22 protein-coding genes are annotated in these 19,625 nt (G+C 56.8%); 17 read left to right on the plus strand and 5 right to left on the minus strand.

Annotated features, from left to right (window positions below; genetic code table 11):
- The 8 genes from CKV94_RS00105 to yfaE all read left to right on the plus strand — a co-directional run bounded on the left by CKV94_RS00105 (position 1) and on the right by yfaE (position 7,325).
- Entirely contained in the window at positions 1-1,092 is a 1,092-nt protein-coding gene (locus CKV94_RS00105) for a hypothetical protein (RefSeq protein ID WP_003822884.1), read from the plus strand.
- A gap of 217 nt (positions 1,093-1,309) precedes the next feature.
- Entirely contained in the window at positions 1,310-2,038 is a 729-nt protein-coding gene (locus tag CKV94_RS00110) for a YebC/PmpR family DNA-binding transcriptional regulator (protein WP_003822885.1), read from the plus strand.
- A 218-nt stretch (positions 2,039-2,256) separates the two neighbouring features.
- Entirely contained in the window at positions 2,257-3,054 is a 798-nt protein-coding gene (locus tag CKV94_RS00115) for a DKNYY domain-containing protein (protein ID WP_050754435.1), read from the plus strand.
- Positions 3,055-3,178: 124 nt separating this feature from the next.
- On the plus strand, positions 3,179-4,630 hold the full coding sequence (locus CKV94_RS00120; RefSeq protein ID WP_003822889.1) for an NAD-dependent succinate-semialdehyde dehydrogenase: 1,452 nt from the start codon (positions 3,179-3,181) through the stop codon (positions 4,628-4,630).
- Positions 4,631-4,834: 204 nt separating this feature from the next.
- Positions 4,835-5,974, plus strand: coding sequence for a GTPase ObgE (gene obgE, locus CKV94_RS00125; protein WP_003822890.1), 1,140 nt, complete (start codon positions 4,835-4,837; stop codon positions 5,972-5,974).
- A gap of 34 nt (positions 5,975-6,008) precedes the next feature.
- Positions 6,009-6,344 (plus strand): hypothetical protein, encoded by a 336-nt coding sequence (locus CKV94_RS11005; RefSeq protein ID WP_141744186.1) that lies wholly within the window; start codon positions 6,009-6,011, stop codon positions 6,342-6,344.
- A gap of 70 nt (positions 6,345-6,414) precedes the next feature.
- Positions 6,415-6,897 (plus strand): copper resistance protein NlpE, encoded by a 483-nt coding sequence (locus CKV94_RS00130; protein WP_003822891.1) that lies wholly within the window; start codon positions 6,415-6,417, stop codon positions 6,895-6,897.
- A gap of 119 nt (positions 6,898-7,016) precedes the next feature.
- Positions 7,017-7,325 carry a class I ribonucleotide reductase maintenance protein YfaE gene (gene yfaE / locus CKV94_RS00135; protein ID WP_003822892.1) on the plus strand — a complete coding sequence of 103 codons (309 nt, stop codon included), beginning with the start codon at positions 7,017-7,019 and terminating at the stop codon, positions 7,323-7,325.
- Between the two features lie 131 nt (positions 7,326-7,456).
- Here yfaE and CKV94_RS00140 read toward each other — a convergent pair whose 3' ends face one another.
- Together CKV94_RS00140 and CKV94_RS00145 are read right to left on the minus strand one after the other, a co-directional pair.
- The gene (locus tag CKV94_RS00140) at positions 7,457-7,867 is read right to left on the minus strand and encodes a hypothetical protein (RefSeq protein ID WP_003822894.1); all 411 of its coding nucleotides are present in this window, start codon (positions 7,865-7,867) and stop codon (positions 7,457-7,459) included.
- Positions 7,860-9,164: a homoserine dehydrogenase gene (locus tag CKV94_RS00145; RefSeq protein WP_003822896.1), complete on the minus strand. Its 1,305-nt coding sequence runs from the start codon at positions 9,162-9,164 to the stop codon at positions 7,860-7,862. The genes CKV94_RS00140 and CKV94_RS00145 overlap by 8 nt, the downstream gene beginning before the upstream one ends.
- Positions 9,165-9,440: 276 nt before the next feature.
- On the opposite strand from CKV94_RS00145, the gene CKV94_RS00150 reads away from it, so the two are divergent.
- Positions 9,441-9,803, plus strand: coding sequence for an Mth938-like domain-containing protein (locus CKV94_RS00150; protein WP_003822897.1), 363 nt, complete (start codon positions 9,441-9,443; stop codon positions 9,801-9,803).
- Between the two features lie 117 nt (positions 9,804-9,920).
- On the opposite strand, the gene radC is transcribed toward CKV94_RS00150, so the two are convergent.
- Complete coding sequence (radC, locus tag CKV94_RS00155) at positions 9,921-10,622, minus strand: RadC family protein (RefSeq protein WP_003822898.1); 702 nt, start codon at positions 10,620-10,622, stop codon at positions 9,921-9,923.
- A 294-nt stretch (positions 10,623-10,916) separates the two neighbouring features.
- Here radC and hfq point away from each other — a divergent pair, with 294 nt between their 5' ends.
- The 6 genes from hfq to CKV94_RS00185 all read left to right on the plus strand — a co-directional run bounded on the left by hfq (position 10,917) and on the right by CKV94_RS00185 (position 17,625).
- Positions 10,917-11,177: an RNA chaperone Hfq gene (gene hfq / locus CKV94_RS00160; RefSeq protein ID WP_003822900.1), complete on the plus strand. Its 261-nt coding sequence runs from the start codon at positions 10,917-10,919 to the stop codon at positions 11,175-11,177.
- A gap of 103 nt (positions 11,178-11,280) precedes the next feature.
- Positions 11,281-11,982, plus strand: coding sequence for a 5'-methylthioadenosine/adenosylhomocysteine nucleosidase (locus tag CKV94_RS00165; protein WP_143336557.1), 702 nt, complete (start codon positions 11,281-11,283; stop codon positions 11,980-11,982).
- Positions 11,983-12,080: 98 nt separating this feature from the next.
- Positions 12,081-12,476: a fluoride efflux transporter FluC gene (locus tag CKV94_RS00170; protein WP_003822902.1), complete on the plus strand. Its 396-nt coding sequence runs from the start codon at positions 12,081-12,083 to the stop codon at positions 12,474-12,476.
- Positions 12,477-12,518: 42 nt separating this feature from the next.
- A complete protein-coding gene (argS, locus tag CKV94_RS00175) occupies positions 12,519-14,237 on the plus strand; it encodes an arginine--tRNA ligase (protein ID WP_003822904.1) in 1,719 nt (572 codons plus the stop codon).
- 151 nt (positions 14,238-14,388) lie between these two features.
- Positions 14,389-15,798 (plus strand): leucyl aminopeptidase, encoded by a 1,410-nt coding sequence (locus CKV94_RS00180; RefSeq protein WP_003822906.1) that lies wholly within the window; start codon positions 14,389-14,391, stop codon positions 15,796-15,798.
- A gap of 90 nt (positions 15,799-15,888) precedes the next feature.
- Positions 15,889-17,625: an SEL1-like repeat protein gene (locus tag CKV94_RS00185; protein ID WP_003822908.1), complete on the plus strand. Its 1,737-nt coding sequence runs from the start codon at positions 15,889-15,891 to the stop codon at positions 17,623-17,625.
- On the opposite strand, the gene CKV94_RS11010 is transcribed toward CKV94_RS00185, so the two are convergent.
- The gene (locus tag CKV94_RS11010) at positions 17,622-17,807 is read right to left on the minus strand and encodes a hypothetical protein (protein ID WP_155114503.1); all 186 of its coding nucleotides are present in this window, start codon (positions 17,805-17,807) and stop codon (positions 17,622-17,624) included. The two genes, CKV94_RS00185 and CKV94_RS11010, sit on opposite strands and share 4 nt — an antisense overlap.
- Before the next feature lie 35 nt (positions 17,808-17,842).
- On the opposite strand from CKV94_RS11010, the gene CKV94_RS00190 reads away from it, so the two are divergent.
- Together CKV94_RS00190 and CKV94_RS00195 are read left to right on the plus strand one after the other, a co-directional pair.
- Positions 17,843-18,265, plus strand: a complete 423-nt coding sequence (locus tag CKV94_RS00190) for a hypothetical protein (protein WP_003822912.1) — start codon at positions 17,843-17,845, stop codon at positions 18,263-18,265.
- A gap of 165 nt (positions 18,266-18,430) precedes the next feature.
- Positions 18,431-18,796: a hypothetical protein gene (locus CKV94_RS00195; protein WP_003822914.1), complete on the plus strand. Its 366-nt coding sequence runs from the start codon at positions 18,431-18,433 to the stop codon at positions 18,794-18,796.
- Positions 18,797-18,969: 173 nt separating this feature from the next.
- Here CKV94_RS00195 and CKV94_RS00200 read toward each other — a convergent pair whose 3' ends face one another.
- On the minus strand, positions 18,970-19,554 hold the full coding sequence (locus CKV94_RS00200) for a phosphatase PAP2 family protein (RefSeq protein ID WP_157727244.1): 585 nt from the start codon (positions 19,552-19,554) through the stop codon (positions 18,970-18,972).
- Positions 19,555-19,625: the final 71 nt, after the last annotated feature.

A 19,625-nucleotide genomic window follows, 5' to 3' on the forward strand; every position in this document is an offset into this window, starting at 1 on the left:
ATGAACAGCCATCTCCTCCCCGACCCCCGCCCCTATCCCGCCGATCCGGTAAAAAACGAACTGCTGCTGCACGCCGAAGCCGTGGCCGCCAACCGCTCCCGCGCCCAAAGCAAACTCTCCGGCGACACCCTGCACAGCCTGATTTTCCAAATGCTGCAATCACGCCACCTCACCTCCCTCTCCGTGGCGCTGAGCATGGCGCCGAGCGATGCCGTCTACCGCGCCCTGTGGCAGGCCATGGAGCAAACCCTGCGCCCCGCCGCTGCCGAAGAAACCGGTTGGCTCGCCCTGTCCGTGGTGCTCGTTGCCGGTTGCAACCAGGCCGTAGCCCTGCCCGCCGCCCTCGATGCCGCCGCACTTAATGCCAAACTGGCCGAATTCGAGCCCACCCGCCATCTGGCGCAAACCGTGTGGCTACCCGCGCTGCTCACCGCCGAGCAAATCAGCCGCATCAAGCTGGAGCAATGGTTTGCCGCCAAACAAAGCCATGCCGCCGCCGAACAGTTCGCCGCCGAGCAAACCGGCGCTGCAGAAATCGCCATCCCCGCCGGGCAGAGCGTGCACGTGGTGTACGCCTTGGGCTACAACGCGCCCGAAGCCCCCGGCAAACTCGGCCAGGCCGCCCTGCCCCTGATGCAGTATTGGCAGGAACGCTTCGCCCTACCCGGCCTCACCCTGTTTGCCAACCCGCTCGACCCCGCCGCCCCGCTCGAGGCCATCCGCAACGGCAGCCACACCCGCCAGCGCATGGCGCTGGATGTATTCGCTGCCAACGCCATCCGCGCCGTGCGCCTGCAAAGCCCGCGCGTCGGCGTAGCCGTGGCCGCCCAAGAAGGCGGGCAAATTGTGTTCAGCTTCAGTGCCACCGACAACAGCTACGGCCTGGTGCCGCAAACCTTCCGATGGCAGCTCTCCCCTACCGACTCCGTGGACACCGTGGTGCAAAACTTCCTCGACCTGATGGCCGAATGCCAAGTGGAACACATCCGCCTGCTGCGCGACATCCTGCCCGAAAACGCCGCCATGCCCGACTACCCCCAAGCGCTGGAGTTAAACGGCTTCAACCCGTTGTTTAGCGAAGCGCCGCAGTAAGCCCATCCGTTTTTCAGGTAGCCTCTATTCCCAATAAAGGCTACCTGAAAAACTATAGCGAATAAGCCGAACTTCCACTGCATCGTAGGTCTGCCATCTTGCAGCAAAAGCGTGTTCATCCGCCATCCACGCTATCTGCCGCCCCGCTGTTCAACAGGCTACCTGAAAATGCTAAAATCGCGCTTTGTCATCCCAACCAGATAAATAAGGAAACAATATGGCCGGCCACAGCAAATGGGCGAATATCCAACATAAAAAAGCCCGCGTTGATGCCCAACGCGGCAAAATCTTCACCAAACTGATCAAAGAAATCACCGTAGCCGCCCGCCTCGGCGGCGGCGACCCCGCTTCCAACCCCCGCCTGCGCCTGGCCATGGACAAAGCCTGGGATGCCAACATGCCCAAAGACAACGTTCAGCGCGCCATCGACAAAGGCACCGGCAACCTCGAAGGCGTGGAATACATCGAACTGCGCTACGAAGGCTACGGCATCGGCGGCGCCGCCCTGATGGTGGACTGCCTCACCGACAACAAAACCCGCACCGTGGCCGACGTGCGCCATGCCTTCAGCAAACACGGCGGCAACCTCGGCACCGACGGCTGCGTGGCTTTCAACTTCAAACACCAAGGCTACCTCCTGTTCGGCCCCGACACCGAAGAAGACGCCCTGATGGAAGCCGCCCTCGAGGCCGGCGCTGAAGATGTCGTTGCCCACGACGACGGCTCGTTTGAAGTCATCACCGCCCCCAACGACTGGGCCGGCATCAAAGCCGCACTCGAAACCGCCGGCTTCAAAGCCGAAGACGGCGACGTAACCATGCGTGCCCAAAACGAAGCCGTACTCACCGGCGAAGATGCCGCCAAAATGCAGCGCCTGATCGACGCCCTGGAAGCGCTGGACGACGTGCAAGATGTATACACCTCCGCCGTGCTGGAGCTGGAGTAAACAGGCAAAGGCTACCTGAAAGCTGGGAATCATTGCTTTCAGGTAGCCTCATCCCATGCATTATCGGTTTTCAGGTAGTCTCTCAAGCACACAGTTTGGGCATGAATGCCCGACACTGCCACACCAAACAACTGCCCGAAACGATGTTTCGGCGCATTCGAAGCAGAGTTTCTGCGGAGCGAGCCAATGTTCTCCTACACTGATTCAAGCAAACACCCATGACCTGGCTTCCCCTCTCCCAACTCAACGAAACCGAACACAGCTGGCGCATCCAAGGCGACACCGTCCAATTCGGCGGCACCGGTACCTACCGCAAACTGCGCGGCTGTGACCCCGCCACCTTCGAAGTATTCGCCGAACCGGGCTGCCTGATTGCCCGCGACCGCAACCACGTCTACCACGGCGCAGATCTGCTTTCCGCCGTGCAGCGCGATAGCTTCACCCATCTCGGCGAGGGCTACTGGCGTGACGCCGATGCCATATATTGCGAATACGAAACCGCCCTGCGCCCGCTCAAAGGCAGCGATACCGCCACCTTCCGCCATCTCGGCGAAGGCTACGCCGCCGACCGCACGCAAGCCTACTACGGCGGCAGCAAAATCCAATCCGCCAATCCCCTGGCACTCCGCCTGCTTCACGGCCTCTACGCCGCCGACGGCGACACCGTCTTCTTCGACGGCAAACCCCTGAAAGGCAGCGACCCGCAAACCTGGCGCGAAGCAGCGGGCGAGGCTGGCAAACACAGCTTTTCTCACGACGCCAAACACGTCTATTACTGCGAACGCAAACTCCCCCGCGCCGATGCCGCCACTTGGCAACACCTGCACGACACTTTTTCTAAAGACAGCAAACACGTCTACAAAACCAACCGCATCCTGACCGATGCAAACCCCGCCGAATGGGACACCGCCAAAGCCGCCACCCACGCCGCCGAAGAAGCCGCCCGCCGCGCCGAAAACTCCGACAAAATGAGCGAACTGCTGAAAAACCTTTGGCAAAACGGACAAACCGAATAAGCCAAAGGCTACCTGAAAACGAACAAAGCACTTTCCCACCAAGCTAAAATACAGCCGCAAACCAGCATCCTGTCCAACCGCCCACCTACCCATATTTTCAGGTAGCCTCTAAAGAGCCCTTCCCATGACCCAGTTAAAAGACCCCGCCCTCCTGCGCACCCGGTGCTACATCAACGGCCAATGGCTTGATGCCGATAGCGGCCGCACTATTGCCGTATCCAACCCCGCCACCGGCGAAACCATCGGCAGCGTGCCGGATATGGGCGCGTCGGAAGCCGAACGCGCCGTGGCCGCTGCCCAGGCCGCGCTGCCCGCCTGGCGCGCGCTCACGGCCAAACAGCGCAGCCAAATCCTGCGCCGCTGGTTTGATCTGATGATGGAAGCGCAAGAAGAACTCGCCACCCTGCTCACGCTGGAGCAAGGCAAGCCGCTGGCCGAAGCACGCGGCGAAATTGCCTACGGCGCGTCCTACATCGAATGGTATGCCGAAGAGGCCAAACGCGTGTATGGCGACACCATCCCCGGCCCCGCGCCCGACAAGCGTATTGTGGTGCTCAAGCAGCCTATCGGCGTGTGTGCCGCGATTACGCCGTGGAACTTCCCCAACGCCATGATCACGCGCAAAGCCGCGCCCGCGCTGGCTGCCGGCTGCACCTTCATCATCCGCCCCGCTTCGCAAACGCCGTTTTCCGCGCTGGCTATTGCCGCCCTAGCCGAACGCGCCGGCATTCCGGCGGGCGTGTTCAACGTGATCACCGGCTCGTCGCGCGAAATCGGCCGTGTGCTCACCGAAAGCGATACCGTAAAAAAATTCAGCTTCACCGGCTCCACCGCCGTCGGCCGCCAGCTGCAGGCGCAATGCGCTTCCAGCATCAAAAAAACCTCTATGGAGCTGGGCGGTAATGCACCGTTTATCGTGTTCGACGATGCCGATCTTGAAGCCGCCGTCTCCGGCGCGATTGCCTGCAAATTCCGCAACGCAGGCCAAACCTGCGTGTGCGCCAACCGCATTTATGTGCAAAGCGGCGTGTATGACGAATTTGTGCGCAAATTCGCCCAAGCAGCAGGCTACCTGAAAGTGGGCAACGGCTTGGAAATCGGCACAGAATGCGGCCCGCTGATTGATGAAGCCGCGCTGGCCAAAGTGGAAGAACACCTGGCCGACGCGCTCGCCCACGGCGGCGAAGTGGCAGCTGGCGGCGCGCGGCATCCGGCAGGCGAACTCTTCTTCCAGCCCACCGTCATCCGCCACGCCCATGCCGGCATGAAAGTGGCGCGCGAAGAAACCTTCGGCCCGCTCGCCCCCGTGTTCCGTTTCGAGAACGAAGCAGACGTGTTGCAACAGGCCAATGCCACCGAATACGGCCTGGCCGCCTATTGCTACACCCGCAGCCTCGGCACGGCCACGCGCATGATGGAAGGCTTGGAATACGGCATGGTCGGCATCAACACCGGCATGATTTCCAACGAGGCCGCTCCCTTCGGCGGCGTAAAGCAGTCGGGCATCGGCCGCGAAGGCGGCAAATACGGGCTGGAAGAATATTTGGAAACCAAATATGTGATGCTGGCCGTGTAAGGCTGGCAGAGGCTACCTGAAAGCAGCTTACAAATTTTCAGGTAGCCTTTGCGCCAGTCCTTTATAATGTGCCTATTTGCTCGGCGGATTAAACTAAAATTTGGCGCACAGCCACACCAATTCCGGCCGCAAGCATCATCCCAATAACGAATTAAGATTTTCAGGTAACCCCAAAGAGGCTACCTGAAAACGGAAAGCACACAAATGAAATTTATCGACGAAGCCAAAATCGAAGTTGCCGCCGGGCGCGGCGGCAACGGCGCAGTCAGCTTCCGCCGCGAAAAATACGTTCCGCGCGGCGGCCCCGACGGCGGCGACGGCGGGCGCGGCGGCAGCGTTTTCGCCGTAGCCAGCGAAAACGTAAACACGCTGGTGGAATACCGTTTCGTGAAACGCTATCAAGCGCAAAACGGCGAAAAAGGCCACGGCTCCGACCGCTACGGCGCCGGTGCCGACGATATCGAGCTGCAAATGCCCGTAGGCACACTAATCCGCGATGCTGACACTGGCGAAATCGTGGCCGACCTCACGCGGCACGGCCAGCGTGTTTGCCTGGCGCGTGGCGGCAAAGGCGGCTTGGGTAATATCCATTTCAAATCTTCGGTCAACCGCGCGCCCAAACAGGCCACGCCCGGCGAACCCGGCGAGGCGCGCCGATTGCTTTTGGAATTGAAAGTGTTGGCCGACGTCGGCCTGTTGGGCATGCCCAATGCCGGCAAATCCACCCTGATCCGCGCCGTGTCTGCCGCCCGCCCCAAAGTGGCCGACTACCCCTTCACCACGCTGCACCCCAACTTGGGCGTGGTGCGCGTGGACGAAGGCCAAAGCTTTGTGATGGCCGACATCCCCGGCCTGATTGAAGGTGCGGCCGAAGGCGCCGGGCTGGGACACCGCTTTTTGAAACACCTTTCGCGTACCGGCCTCTTGCTGCATGTGGTAGACTTGGCTCCGTTCGACGAAGCCGTCAGCCCCGCCGCCGAAGCGCTGGCCATCATCAACGAGCTGAAAAAATACGACGACGAACTGTTCGGTAAACCGCGCTGGTTAGTACTAAACAAACTAGATATGCTCACGCCGGAAGAGGCTGCCGAACGCAAAGCCGAATTCCTCGAAGCCGTCGGTTGGGATTACCCCGCCCCCGGCGAGCCCGGCTTCAATTGGCAAACCCCGCGCCTATTTGAAATCAGCGCACTTGCCCATCAGGGTACGCAGGAATTGGTGCGGCAAATCGGGCAGTATCTGGCCGAGAAGAAACAACTGGCTGCAGCAGAGGCTAACCAACAGACCGATGCTGCACCGCAAATGTCAGAAATCAACGATTATTCGGTGTTGCAGCCGGAGTAGTTTTGACACAATGAATTAGGAGTAATAACCTGCCATGGATTTAGGGAGAATACTGAGCTGGGTTGTAGTAGGAGGCATCGCATACACTTCATACAACTATCTGAGCACCGGTGATATTACCGCTATACCTCCTTCACCTAAAATCGTGCTCAGTTTAGCCAATAAAGATAAGCCAAATCTCGAAGGACAACGCAAACACCTAGCCACCGGCACACCCTGCATCCGTATCGCTGGCGGGAAAATTAAGCAAGGCATATATTCCTGTGAGATTCAACAATTTGCTGGTCCATCCTCATATGACACTCCGCCAGAAGAAACCTACTCTATCCTGATTACTAAACGTAACGGCAGCTGGCAAATTACCAGATAGGTGATCGGCTGCACCAAGCAGTATAGCTTTTTCCTACAATCATGCCTCCCCGCCAAACCAAGGACAGCCCATGAAACCTCTAGCCTACCTCCCTGCCCTGTTGCTACTGGCCGCCTGTGCCCCGCAAGAGACTACTACGCCAGCCTCCACCCCGGTAGCTGCGTCCACAATTGCTGTCTCCCAGCCTGCTGCTGAACCTGACGCATCGGCCGCTTCCACTGCTGCACAACCTGCCGCCCAATGGAGTGGCCGCTACTATGGCATGCTGCCATGCGCCTCTTGCGAAGGTATCGAAACCACCTTGGTATTAAAAGACGACGGCAGCTACCAACTCACCGAAACTTACAAGCAGCGCCAGCCGTTTACCGAAGAAACAGCCGGCCGCTTCACTTGGCGCAAACCGCAAGAAATATTCCAGCTCGACAAAGCCGGCGGCGAGCGACTCTACCAAATTGGTAATGGCCAGATTTGGGCGCTGGATGCCGACGGCAAACAAGTGGAAGGCGAACTGGCCAACCTCTACATCCTGAAGCAAACCGCAAGCCAGCCTTGATCTTAGAAAAACCCAGCTTTGGCCTAGCCAAACCATTTCAGGTAGCCTTTATGCCTGCCAGTGCATAAAGGCTACCTGAAATTTTCACCATACAGAACCAAACACCGCACCAAACGCCCATGCCCCAGATCACCACCCACAGCACCCGCTTCACCCTGCAGGAAGGTGAAACCCTACTCGAAGCTTTGGAGCGTACCGGCCACGCAGTCGAATACCAATGCCGCAGCGGCTATTGCGGCTCCTGTCGCGTTAAACTCCTATCCGGCAGCGTTACATATCGAGAGTGCCCGCTGGCTCTGATTCTGCCCAACGAAATCCTCACCTGCTGCTGCACAGTAATAGAAGACATCCATATCGACTGCCACCAAAGCGAAAACCAGCCAGATTTATTCGAACCAGATCTGTTCGCCGACAACAGCGGCAAATAACGCTACCCTTGCCATTCATTATCCAAACTCAACAAAAGGCTACCTGAAACGTCACTTCAACGAAGTTTTCAGGTAGCCTTTAATCTTGTATCAGCAATAGATAGCCTTCGATTTAGCCAAACACTTGATGCTTAATGCCCAACCTGTGCGGCCAAGCACTGTTCTTGCCGTTGCAGGAAGGCTTCGCTGCCGCCGAGTTTGTCCAGCTGTTGTTGCGGCGAGAGTTTGGGCAGGCTGCGGAGATCTTCCGTGCTGAGTTTTTGTACCGGCTCTTCCCACAGGCAGCGGCAGTAGGGTTCGAGCACGCGCTCACTTTGGCCGGCAAGGCCATGTTTGGCCAAGTCGGCCTGCCATTGCGGCACGGCAGGCATGTTTTGGATGCAGGCCTCCACGATGCGGCGGCTGATGTCGTCCTTATCCGGAGCATACAGACGCGGCACGAGGGCAAAAGCGAGCACCAGCGCCGCCGTTACCGCCAGCCAGCCGATAAGGGTGCGGCGGCGTTTGCGGCGTGCGGCTTCATCGGTTTGAATCTCAGCCATGCAGGCTTTCCATGCGCAACATCATCACAGGTTCGAAAACGTGCTCCAGCGCTTCGATTTGGGCGATAGCCGCCTTGATGTGCTTTTCTTTAGACTGATGAGTGAGAATCACGATTTCGGCGTTTTCGTGGTTGATCACGCCTTTTTGCAACAAGGCTTCAATGGAGATGCCCTGCTCGGCAAGGATACGGCCGATATTGGCCACCACGCCGGGTTTGTCTTGCGCCGATACGCGCAGGTAGTAGCTGCTGGTGATTTCATCGATTGGCAACACGGGCAGCTGTTCATTGCAGCGGAAAGCCAAAGGCGGTACGCGCTGCTCGCTGGCGGCGTGCATCAGGCGGGCGGTATCGATGATGTCGGCCACCACCGCGCTGGCAGTGGGGGCGGCACCGGCGCCGGCACCGTAATACAGGGTTTCGCCCACCATATTGGATTGCACCAGCACAGCGTTCATCACACCTTCCACCTGCGCCAGCAGGCGGCATTCAGGCACGAGCGTGGGGTGTACGCGCAGTTCGATACCCTCGTCGGTTTTACGGGTAATGCCCAGCAGTTTGATGCGGTAGCCCAGCTCTTCGGCATAGCGGATGTCTTGGCTTTCCAGCTTGCTGATGCCTTCCAAGTAGCAGTGTTGGAAATTAATCGGCGTACCGAACGCCAGCGCCGACATGATGCTCAACTTGTGCGCCGCATCGTGGCCTTCGATGTCGAAAGTCGGGTCGGCTTCGGCGTAGCCCAGCTCCTGCGCCTGCTTGAGCACTTCGGCAAACGGGCTGCCGTGGGAGCGCATATTGCTCAGGATGAAGTTGCTGGTGCCGTTGATGATGCCGGCCACCGATTTAATGCGGTTGGCGGCCAGGCCTTCGCGCAGGGCTTTGATGATCGGGATGCCGCCGGCCACCGCCGCTTCAAACATCACCATCACATTTTTTTCCGCCGCCAGCGCGAAAATTTCGTTGCCGTATTCGGCCAAGAGTTTTTTGTTGGCGGTTACCACATGTTTGCCGTTTTCGATGGCGCACAACACCACTTCGCGTGCCGTATCCGTACCGCCGATCAGCTCCACCACGATATCTACATCCGCGCTGCGGGCTACCTGAAACACATCGTCCGATACCACCGTATCACTCGGACATAGTTTGCGGATGCGGTCGGTGTTGTGGCTGGCAGCCATGCTGATTCGCACTTCGCGCCCCAGGCGGCGCGTGATTTCCTGCGCGTTTTCCGACAATAATTTGGCCGTACCGCCACCGACGGTACCCATCCCCAAGATGCCAATTCTAATTGGTTGCATGCTGACTCCTTGTTATGATTACGGCTGCGCCAAGCGCCAATTTGCCGTTTTGCTCTGAACATGCCGGCCTGCCATGCGGGCGGCCAAGCTAATAAACAGTAAAATAAAATCCGAAAGCGGACAGAAAGCCGCTATCTTAGCTGAAAACCCCGCTTTTTACACCTTTTAATAGAAACACTTACCCATTTAGCCACACCACCTCGAAGCCAAGCGTTTCAATCTCCTTGCAGCCTATGCTTTCAGGTAGCCTCCAACCCATTCAAACACAAACAAATTATGCTGATTCAAGAACACCAGCCCACCTCCGCCTGCCACATCGATCACTATCAGCCCGGCCAAATAGAAATCGACGGCCACACCTACCGCCAAGCCGTATTGCTTGACGGCGGCGGCGGCGTGCAAACCGTCAACCTTCACTCCGCAGCCGAACTGCAAGCTGCAGACCTAGCCCTCGCCGCTGCAAGCCGGCCCGAAGTAATCCTCATCGGCACCGGCGAGCGGCAACAGTTTTTACACCCGCGCATTGCCGCCGCGGCAAGCGGCATCGGCGTGGAATGCATGCACACCGCCGCCGCCGTGCGTACCTATCTGTTGCTGCAAAGCGAAGGCCGCCGCATATGGGCATGGTTGTGGCCGTAATGCAGCAGGTAAGATGGCGCAGAATTTTCAGGTAGCCTCTGATGCACAATAGGCTACCTGAAACCTTACAGCAACTCCGCTGCACTACATTTTATAGATAAAAATAAAATAATTACCTCAATCTCCCACATCCTCTGCCAACTCCCGCATCCACCCGTTTGCGGCAAACGACACCGCTCGATTGCCCGCCACGATAAAGTGATCCAATAGCCGTACATCCAACAGCGCCAATGCCTGTTGCAATCGTCGGGTGAAGGCTAAATCTGCTGACGAAGGCTCAGTCGAGCCACCGGGATGGTTGTGCGCGATAATCAGCGAAGCGGCATGATAGCGCAGAGCCAGCTTCGCCACTTCGCGGATATACACCGTGTTTTCCGCCACCGTGCCGCGCGACAGCTCCTGAAATGCAATCAACTTATGACTGCTGCTCAACAGCATCGCCACGCTCACTTCCACCGGCTCGTGCGCCAGTTGCAGCACCAGATAATTGGCCACCGCATCGGGTGAATTGAAAGCGGGTGTATCGCGCATTTCCTCGGCCAACAAGCGCCGGCCGATTTCTCGTACCACGGCAAACTGGCAATACGCCGCCTCGCCCATGCCCTTGTGCATCGTCAGTTCGGCGGCAGGTGCGGAAAGCAGTCGGTTGAGTGAGCCAAATTCCTGTAACAGATAACGCGCCAAATCCACCGCACTCATCCCCTGCGTGCCTACCCGCAACAGGATGGCCAACAGTTCCGCATCGCTTAATGCTCCCGCACCGCGATGCAACAGTTTCTCGCGCGGCCGCTCGTTTTCTGGCCAATGTTTAATGCCCATCTTAATTTCCCTTTATACGTATCGTGTTAACTACCCGATTATACAAGAGCAACGAAATTACAACGCTTATAAATAATCCTGCCAAAGTAAGCCAGCCGTACACACGGTTTGACCTGCCTCATAAAAAGAACTTTACTCATCGATAGCTTGCGTAAAAAAGTTGGAAAAAGCTGCGCCAAACGGCTACAATTCGCCATCTTTTTTCAGTTTTCACCCACCCTGTACGGGAAGTATCCCGCCAGGAGAAGGCTACCTGAAAAAGTTTGAACAAAAATAATCGGAGTAAAATAAACTATGGCAACTAAAGGACAAATGTTACAAGATCCTTTTTTAAACGCACTGCGCAAAGAACATGTGCCGGTATCCATTTATTTGGTGAACGGTATCAAACTACAAGGACAGGTAGAGTCGTTTGACCAATATGTGGTGTTGCTGCGCAACACCTCGGTAACACAAATGGTGTACAAACACGCGATTTCCACCATTGTTCCGGCACGCGCCGTGAGCCTGCAGCCGCCCGCCGAGCAGAAACCTGCCGCCGACGCCGAGCAATAAACAGGCATCCTCAGCGCACTGGCTGTTGCTTACAGGCAGTGCGTTTTGCTTATTCATACGCCACCCGCATCCATTGCCTACGCGGGCGGTTTGAAAGAGTCCAATCATGTCCCAAACCATTGCACTCATCGGCGCCATGCCGCCTGAAATCGAGCTGCTCAAAGAAAATCTACAAAATCTGCGCAATGAGCATGTGGCCGATTTCGAAATTTATCGCGGTGAATACGCCGGTAAAAACGTCGTATTGGCCTTAAGCGGCATCGGCAAAGTGAATGCCGCGCTCAGCACCGCCCTGGTGTTACAACGCCACCAACCCGATTTCGTCATCAACACCGGCAGCGCCGGCGGCTTGGGTGGCGAACTAAAAGTGGGCGATGTAGTAATCGGCACGCAAACCGCGCATCACGATGTGGACGTTACCGCCTTCGGCTATGCCATCGGTCATGTACCACGTATGCCTGCACGCTTCGAGTCCGATTCTGCCCTATGCGCCGCTGCCGAAAAAGCTGCCGCCGTATTCGAGCACGCTGCCGTGCACCGTGGTTTAATCGTGAGTGGCGATCAGTTCGTGCACAGCAACGAATCCGTGGCTGAAGTGCGCCGTCATTTTATCGATGTGCAGGCAGTGGAAATGGAAGCTGCCGCCATCGCCCAAAGCTGCCACCGCTTCGGCGTGCCGTTTGTGGTGATCCGCGCCATTTCCGACCTCGCCGACGAAGAAGCCGATACCAGCTTTGAAACCTTTTTGAAAACCGCTTCCGTGCATTCAGCCCAAATGGTGCTGCAGCTGATTGAAGCGCTTTGAGGCTACCTGAAAAATTAAATCGGCATAAAAACAAACAGCTACCCGTTCAGTGCGGCACAGCCATACCATCCTCCTGCCGCCAAGAGGCTACCTGAAAAATGAACCCGTCGCTTTACAGCCCGCCAGCCCTGATTGCTATCGGCGCCGCTCTCGGCGCCTTATTGCGCTGGCAGCTGGGTTTACGTTTCAACCCTCTATTTGCCCAATTTGCTTTCGGCACTTGGCTGGCCAACCTGCTCGGCTGCCTGCTGGCCGGCATAATATTGGGCTTGCTGTTAGTCGGCAAGCCGCTTACCCAGCCGCTGCAAAATGCACTAACTGTGGGTTTTCTCGGCAGTCTCACCACCTTTTCCGCGCTTTCCAGCGAGGTGTCCGACCGCCTGCTGCACAAAGACTGGCTGCATGCCGGCCTGATTCTGTCGCTACACACCATATGCGGCATCACCGCCACCCTGCTGGCTGCTGCTGCCGTGCAGCGCTTAATCCGAAGCTAAATTACAGATTTTTATTGTTTATCTACCGAAACTGAAAACATCATGAACTTATCTCATCTCCTCAACCGCGAAGCCGAACAAGCCTTTGCCACTGCCAGTATCGAAGGCGCGCCGGTAGTGTTGCAGCCGGCTAAAAATCCCGAATTCGGCGATTTCCAAATTAACGGCGTGATGGGTGCTGCCAAACAGCGCAAACAAAACCCGCGCGAGCTGGCGCAGAAAGTGGCCGACGCGCTGGCCAACAGCGAGCTGATTGCCTCCGCCGAAGTGGCCGGCCCCGGCTTCATCAATCTGCGCCTGAACCCGCAGTTTTTGGCCAAGCAAGTGCACGCCGCCCTGCAAAGCAGCCGCCTCGGCGTGGCACAGGCCGCCGCACCGCAAACCATCATCATCGACTACTCCTCGCCCAATCTGGCTAAAGAAATGCACGTCGGCCACCTGCGCTCCAGTATCATCGGCGACAGCTTAAACCGCGTCCATTCCTTCCTCGGGCACCGTGTCATCGCGCAAAACCATGTGGGCGACTGGGGTACCCAATTCGGCATGTTAGTGGCCTATTTGGTGGAGCAGCAGGCGCAAAACGAACATTTTGAACTGGCAGACTTAGAGCAGTTCTACCGCAACGCCAAAGTGCGTTTCGACGAAGACCCGGCCTTTGCCGACACCGCGCGCGAATACGTGGTGAAACTGCAAAGTGGCGACGAAGCCGTGCTCGCCCTGTGGCGGCAGTTTGTGGAAATATCGCTGCAACATGCCGAAAAAGTGTATGCCAAACTCGGCTTGCTGCTCACCCGCGAAGACGTGGCCGGCGAATCCAAATACAACGACGACCTGCAACCCGTGGTGAACGACTTAATCGCCAAAGGCCTAGCCGTGGAAGACGACGGCGCGAAAGTGGTTTTCCTTGACGAATTCAAAAACAAAGAAGGCGAACCTGCCGCCTACATTGTGCAGAAAAAAGGCGGTGGCTTCCTCTATTCCACCACCGATTTGGCCTGCATCCGCGATTACGTTGGCCGGCTCAAAGGCAACCGCCTGCTTTATGTGGTCGACCACCGCCAAGGCCTGCATTTCGGCCAACTCTTTGCCACTTCCCGCCTGGCAGGCTACCTGCCGGAAAACGTGAAAGCCGAATTCATCGGCTTCGGCACTATGATGGGCAAAGACGGCAAGCCCTTCAAAACCCGCAGCGGCGACACCGTGAAGCTGGTTGAACTGCTCGATGAAGCCGTAGAGCGCGCCACCGCCCTGGTGAAAGAGAAAAACCCTGAGCTGGACGATGCCACCGCCGCCCAAATCGGCCGCAGCGTGGGCATCGGCGCCGTCAAATACGCCGATTTGAGCAAAAACCGCACCAGCGACTACATCTTCGATTGGGACAACATGCTCTCCTTCGAAGGCAACACCGCCCCCTATTTGCAATACGCCTACACCCGCGTGCAAAGCGTGTTGAAAAAAGCCGGCGAATGGAGCCGAACCGAACAACCTGTATTCACCGAACCCCTGGAATGCCAGCTTGCCGCCGAGCTTTTGAAGTTTGAAGACGTGCTGCAAACCGTGGCCGATAGTTCCTACCCGCACTATCTCGCCGCCTACCTCTACCAAGTGGCCAGCCTGTTCTCCCGCTTCTACGAAGCCTGCCCCATCCTCAAAGCCGAAGGCAGCGTCCGCAACACCCGCCTGCAGCTGGCGGCCCTCACCGGCCAAACCCTGCAAACCGGCCTCAGCCTCTTGGGCATCGACACGCTAGAAGTGATGTAAGCCTTTATCGCTGCATCATAAACAGGCTACCTGAAATTTTTCAGGTAGCCTGTTCTTTTGTTTTGCACCCATTTATTTTCAGGTAGCCTTTCCCCCGCGCCAAGCGATAAAATGCCACCCGTTTTCCACCCTAATCAACCCAAGGACCAACATGCAATTCCATCTCCACTCCGCCGCCCTGCCCGTCGGCCAAGCTGCCCGCCTGTTTTTGTGCACCGCCGCCCCGGCCGATGAAACCGCCGCCCTGCTCTACGGCACGCTCACCGAAAGCGAACCCTTCGCCGTCGCCCGCACGCCCGCCAACGGCAGCTTGGCCGACACCGCCGTACTCAAACTCGACAACACGGGGCGCGATACGCTGGCCAAAGCCTTCCGCCATGCCGCCGGTTGGGCACAGAAACAGCCCGTGCTTGCCATCGACTTAAGCGCCTTCTCCGCCGCCGAATTGGCCAACGCTCTCAATGTACTCACTATCGCGCTGGGCGAAGCCGTATACCGTTTCGACCGCTTCAAAAAAACTGCCAAACCCGCCGCCCTGCAACAGGCTGATTTCTATGCTCCCGCAGCCGACCAATCCGCCCAAGATGCACTCAGCCGCGCCCAAGCCCTGCTGCACGGCATCAATCTGTGCAAAGACCTCGGCAACACCGCCGGCAACATCTGTACGCCCACCTATTTGGCCAATACCGCCCACGCCGAAGCCCAAGCCGCCGGTGCGTCTGCCAAAATCCTCGGTGCCAACTACATCCGCGAATACATGGGATCATTCTGGTCGGTAGCCAAAGGCAGCGCCCAAGAGCCGCGCCTCATCGAGCTTTCTTATTTCGGTGCGCCCGATAAGAACGCTGCGCCCGTCGTACTCGTGGGCAAAGGCGTAACCTTCGACAGCGGCGGCATTTCCCTCAAGCCCGGTGCCGAAATGGACGAAATGAAATTCGATATGTGCGGCGCCGCCAGCGTAATCGGCACCTTCATTGCCGCCGCCCGCGCCAAACTGCCCATCAACCTCATCGCCGTCGCCCCCGCCTGCGAAAACATGCCCGATGCCGCCGCCAACAAACCCGGCGACATCGTAACCGCCATGGACGGCACCACCATCGAAATCCTCAACACCGATGCCGAAGGCCGCCTGATCCTGTGCGACGCCCTCACCTATGCCGCCCAATTCAAGCCCGCCGCCCTCATCGACGTGGCCACCCTCACCGGCGCCTGCGTCATCGCGCTGGGCAGCGCCGCCAGCGGCCTGGTGGCCAACAATCAGGAACTGGCCGACAGCCTGCTCGCAGCAGCCCGCCAAAGCGGTGACAAAGCCTGGCAGCTACCCTTGTTTGAAGAATACAGTGAGCAGCTCAAATCCAACTTTGCCGACCTGCAAAATATCGGCGGCCGCCCCGCCGGCACCCTCACCGCCGCCGCCTTCCTCGCCCACTTCACCCAAGAGCAAACCTGGGCGCACCTCGACATCGCCGGCACTGCCTGGAAATCCGGCAAAGAAAAAGGTGCCACCGGCCGCCCCGTGCCGCTCTTATGGCAATACCTCTGCAACCTAGCAGGCGTATAAGGCAGCAGTCATAAGTTTCAGGTAGCCTGTGGCAAGAAGCAGGCTACCTGAAAAATAAGCCATCATCTCCAAACTAGTAAAGAAAACGTCATGCTCCCAAATCACTTAAAACTCACTGCCATCCTACTTGCCCTCTCTGCTGCCCTGGCCGTTGCGCCAGCATCAGCCAAACCAAACATACTGCCGAACCAAACTACCCAAAACACCGGCCAACGCAGCCGCCCGAGCGCCGAAGAGCTGCTCAAAGAATACGGTGCAGAAAACAACCCGGCCTTCCAAAACCTGCTCGGCAATATCTACGCTTCTGACCAAGCAGGCCCTCCCGACTACGCCCAGGCCAAAGCTATGTTTGAACGTTCCGCCAATGCAGGTGATGCCGAAGGCCAAGCCTCGCTCGGCGTGATGTATTACCAAGGCCTCGGCGTGCCGCAAGACTACCAGCAAGCCAAATTCTGGCTGGAAAAGGCCGCTGCCCAAGACCAGGCCGATGCCCAAACCCTGCTCGGCAGCCTGTACGACAACGGCTGGGGAGTGAAACAAGATTTTGTCCAAGCCCGCGCCTGGTACGAAAAAGCCGCCGCGCAAAACGAGCCCGCCGCACAAAACAACCTCGGCCTCATGTATTACGAAGGCAGGGGCGTACCGCAAGACTATGCCCGAGCCAAAACGTGGCTGGAAAAAGCCGCCAACCAAGGCCTGCCGCAAGCCCAGTTTGCCCTCGGCGACCTGTACGAATCCGGCCAAGGCGTTCCGCAAAGCTACCGACAGGCACACCTTTGGTACGGCAAGGCCGCCGCGCAAGGCAATTCCGACGGCCAAAACATGCTCGGACTACTTTATATGCAGGGATACGGTGTAAAACAAGATTACGCCCAAGCCCGTACATGGTTTGAAAAAGCTGCCGCACAAGGCAATGCTGATGCACAAATCAACCTTGGTATGCTGTATTACAACGGCAGAGGCGTGAATCAAAACTATACCCAAGCAAAGATCTGGATTGAAAAAGCTGCAGCCCAAAATAATGTCGACGGACAATACAGCCTAGGCGTACTCTACAACAATGGCGAAGGGGTCGAGCAAGATTATGCTCAAGCCCACTATTGGTATGAAAAAGCTGCTGCTCAAAACCACCCCGAAGCACAAAACAGCCTCGGCATAATGTATTACGCAGGCCACGGGGTTCCACAAGACTATGCCCAAGCACGCATGTGGTTTGAAAAAGCCGCTGCCCAAAACCATGCCGATGGACAATACTACCTAGGCTTGCTCTACGACAACGGCCATGGGGTTCCACAAGACTATACCCAAGCACGTATGTGGTTTGAAAAAGCCGCTGCCCAAAACCACCCAGATGCACAAAACAATCTTGGCGCCATGTATTATGAAGGCCAAGGGGTAACGCAAAACTATACTCAGGCACGCATATGGTTTGAAAAAGCCGCTGCTCAAAATCTGCCCGAGGCACAAACCTTCCTAGGCAATATATATAAACTCGGTCAGGGAGTGCCTCAAAACTACCGGCAAGCACGCTACTGGTATGAAAAAGCGGCTTTCCAAGGCTTCGCTACTGCCCAATATGATCTCGGCCTGCTATATTACGAAGGCAACGGTGTGCCTAAAAACTATACCCAAACTAGGATATGGTTGGAAAAAGCTGCTGTCCAAGGACTCCCGCAGGCACAATCCGACCTAGGTGCTATCTACGAACTGGGTCTGGGCGTGCCAAAAAATCATGCCCAAGCCCGATACTGGTATACCAAAGCCGCTATCCAAGGCGATGACGATGCACAAGCCGCCCTAGAGAAGTTGCAGCATACAGGGCATTAAAGCCAACAATTTTCAGGTAGCCTCTTCCTAATGAGGCTACCTGAAAATACAACACCAATAAAATCAAGCTGAACAATAATACGCTCACACCCCCCCAGCAAACCAACCGTATCTTCACCAGAACCATGATGAAAAAACTCACTCCCATCCTTATCCTCACCGCTACCATCAGCGCCGCTCATGCCGCGCCTCTCAACGAAGCCCAACTTGCCGGCCAATGGCGTTGCACCACAGAATACCCCAGCATCTATGCCACCGTTACCGACAGCCTCACCCTCCGCCCCAACACTACGCCAACAGTATTGGCGACTATACCTTCCGCCGCCAAGGCCTTGACTTCCGTTTCCAGCAAAGCGCCACTGGCACCTGGCAACTATCCAACGATACCCTGATCCTCGTCTGGAACAGCAACCGTGCCCGCCCGCAGCATGATGCTGCTACCCGCCAAACCATCGGCAACAATCCAGAGCTCCGTAACATAGAGCACCGCATCGCCACCATCCTCGATAGTGATCGCCAGGCCAAAACCATCGTCCTGCGCATCGACAGCCTCGATGCCAGCACCATGCGTCAAACCCAAATCGACGACCAAATCGGTCAAGAAATGGCACAAAGCATCTGCCGCCGTTTGCCGAACTGAAGCTTGAGCAAAACCAGCCAGCTGAGCATCTGCTCACCCATACTAGGCAAACGCCCAACCCTTTCATTCACATCTGCTCTGTTTTATTTTCCATTTTTCAGGTAGCATCCCGCCCCCCGAAAAGGCTACCTGAAATACAACTTCCATTTCAACTCAAGGATTTTCATGAAAAAACTACTTCCCCTCCTGCTTGCCCTCTCAGCCCTGCCCACTGAGCTCTATGCCGCGCCGGCCGACGATGCCGCGCGCATTAGTACGCTGGAGCGGCGCATTGCCGATTTGGAAGCACGCATTGCCGTGTTGGAACGCAATCAATCTGCCCGCAACGGCAATGTTCGCGAAGTCATCATTGAGCACCGCACAGGCCGCAATCCTGCTTATGTGTGTAGCGTTACCCCGTTTAGCAAAACCTATGAAGCCACCAGCCACAACGAAGGCCTCGCACGCACTCAGGTCCGCCGCGCCTGCCAGGCTGAACAAAACGCAATTTTCTGCGAGGATTCCGATATTAAATGCCGCCGTTATGATTGATTCGGACAAGTGTGGCCATCGCTAATCAAATGGCAATCAATACAAGGCGAGCCAACGCTGTCGCAGAAGTTAAATGGATTGGCTATAAGGCTCAATAAAAATAGGCTACCTGAAAGCATAGCTCCAATCGAGCTAAACCTTTCAGGTAGCCTATTTCTCTTGGCGCAACGTTTTCAGGTAGCCTTTTTATCTTGAATGGCAAACTGGCCATCCGCCGAATCAAGCCAGCGCATCCACAACGGGCGCAAGCCATACTTTACGGTTAAAGCTGCCAGCAAACCCACCAGCAGCGTCCCGGCCATATCCAGCGGCCAATGCACGCCCAGATACACCCGCGACCACGCCACGCTCATTGCCACCATCAAACCGGCCACGCCCACCAGCCGAGTTGGGGCAAACAGGCACATGCTCATCAACGGGGCAGCCAGCGAAGTCATGTGTTTGCTGGGGAAAGATGAAGTTACGCTGTGCGCCAAAAAATTAGTGCCCAACTGCATATCAAACGGCCGCGGCACATGCCAGCCTTTACGGATCAGATAGGTTGCCGCCATGCCTAACAGCAGGCTGCACAATACATTCAGCCAAACAACTCGCCGACGCCGATGTTTCCAAACCAAATAAACCGCCACCGCAGCCAGCGTGATGGCGGTTAAATACTCCGCTATCAGCAAAGCAATCACTATGGCGCCGGGATGGTCATCATGATCGGCATTAATAAACAGAAACAAGGATTGGTTGATCGCGTGCAAAAACTCCATGCCCAGCCCTCTCAAGATCATTCAGATAAATCGAACTATACTTATCTATAATTAGCAAAGAATTAGGGAAT

The sequence above is a fragment of the Eikenella corrodens genome (genome assembly GCF_900187105.1).
Classification (GTDB): domain Bacteria; phylum Pseudomonadota; class Gammaproteobacteria; order Burkholderiales; family Neisseriaceae; genus Eikenella; species Eikenella corrodens.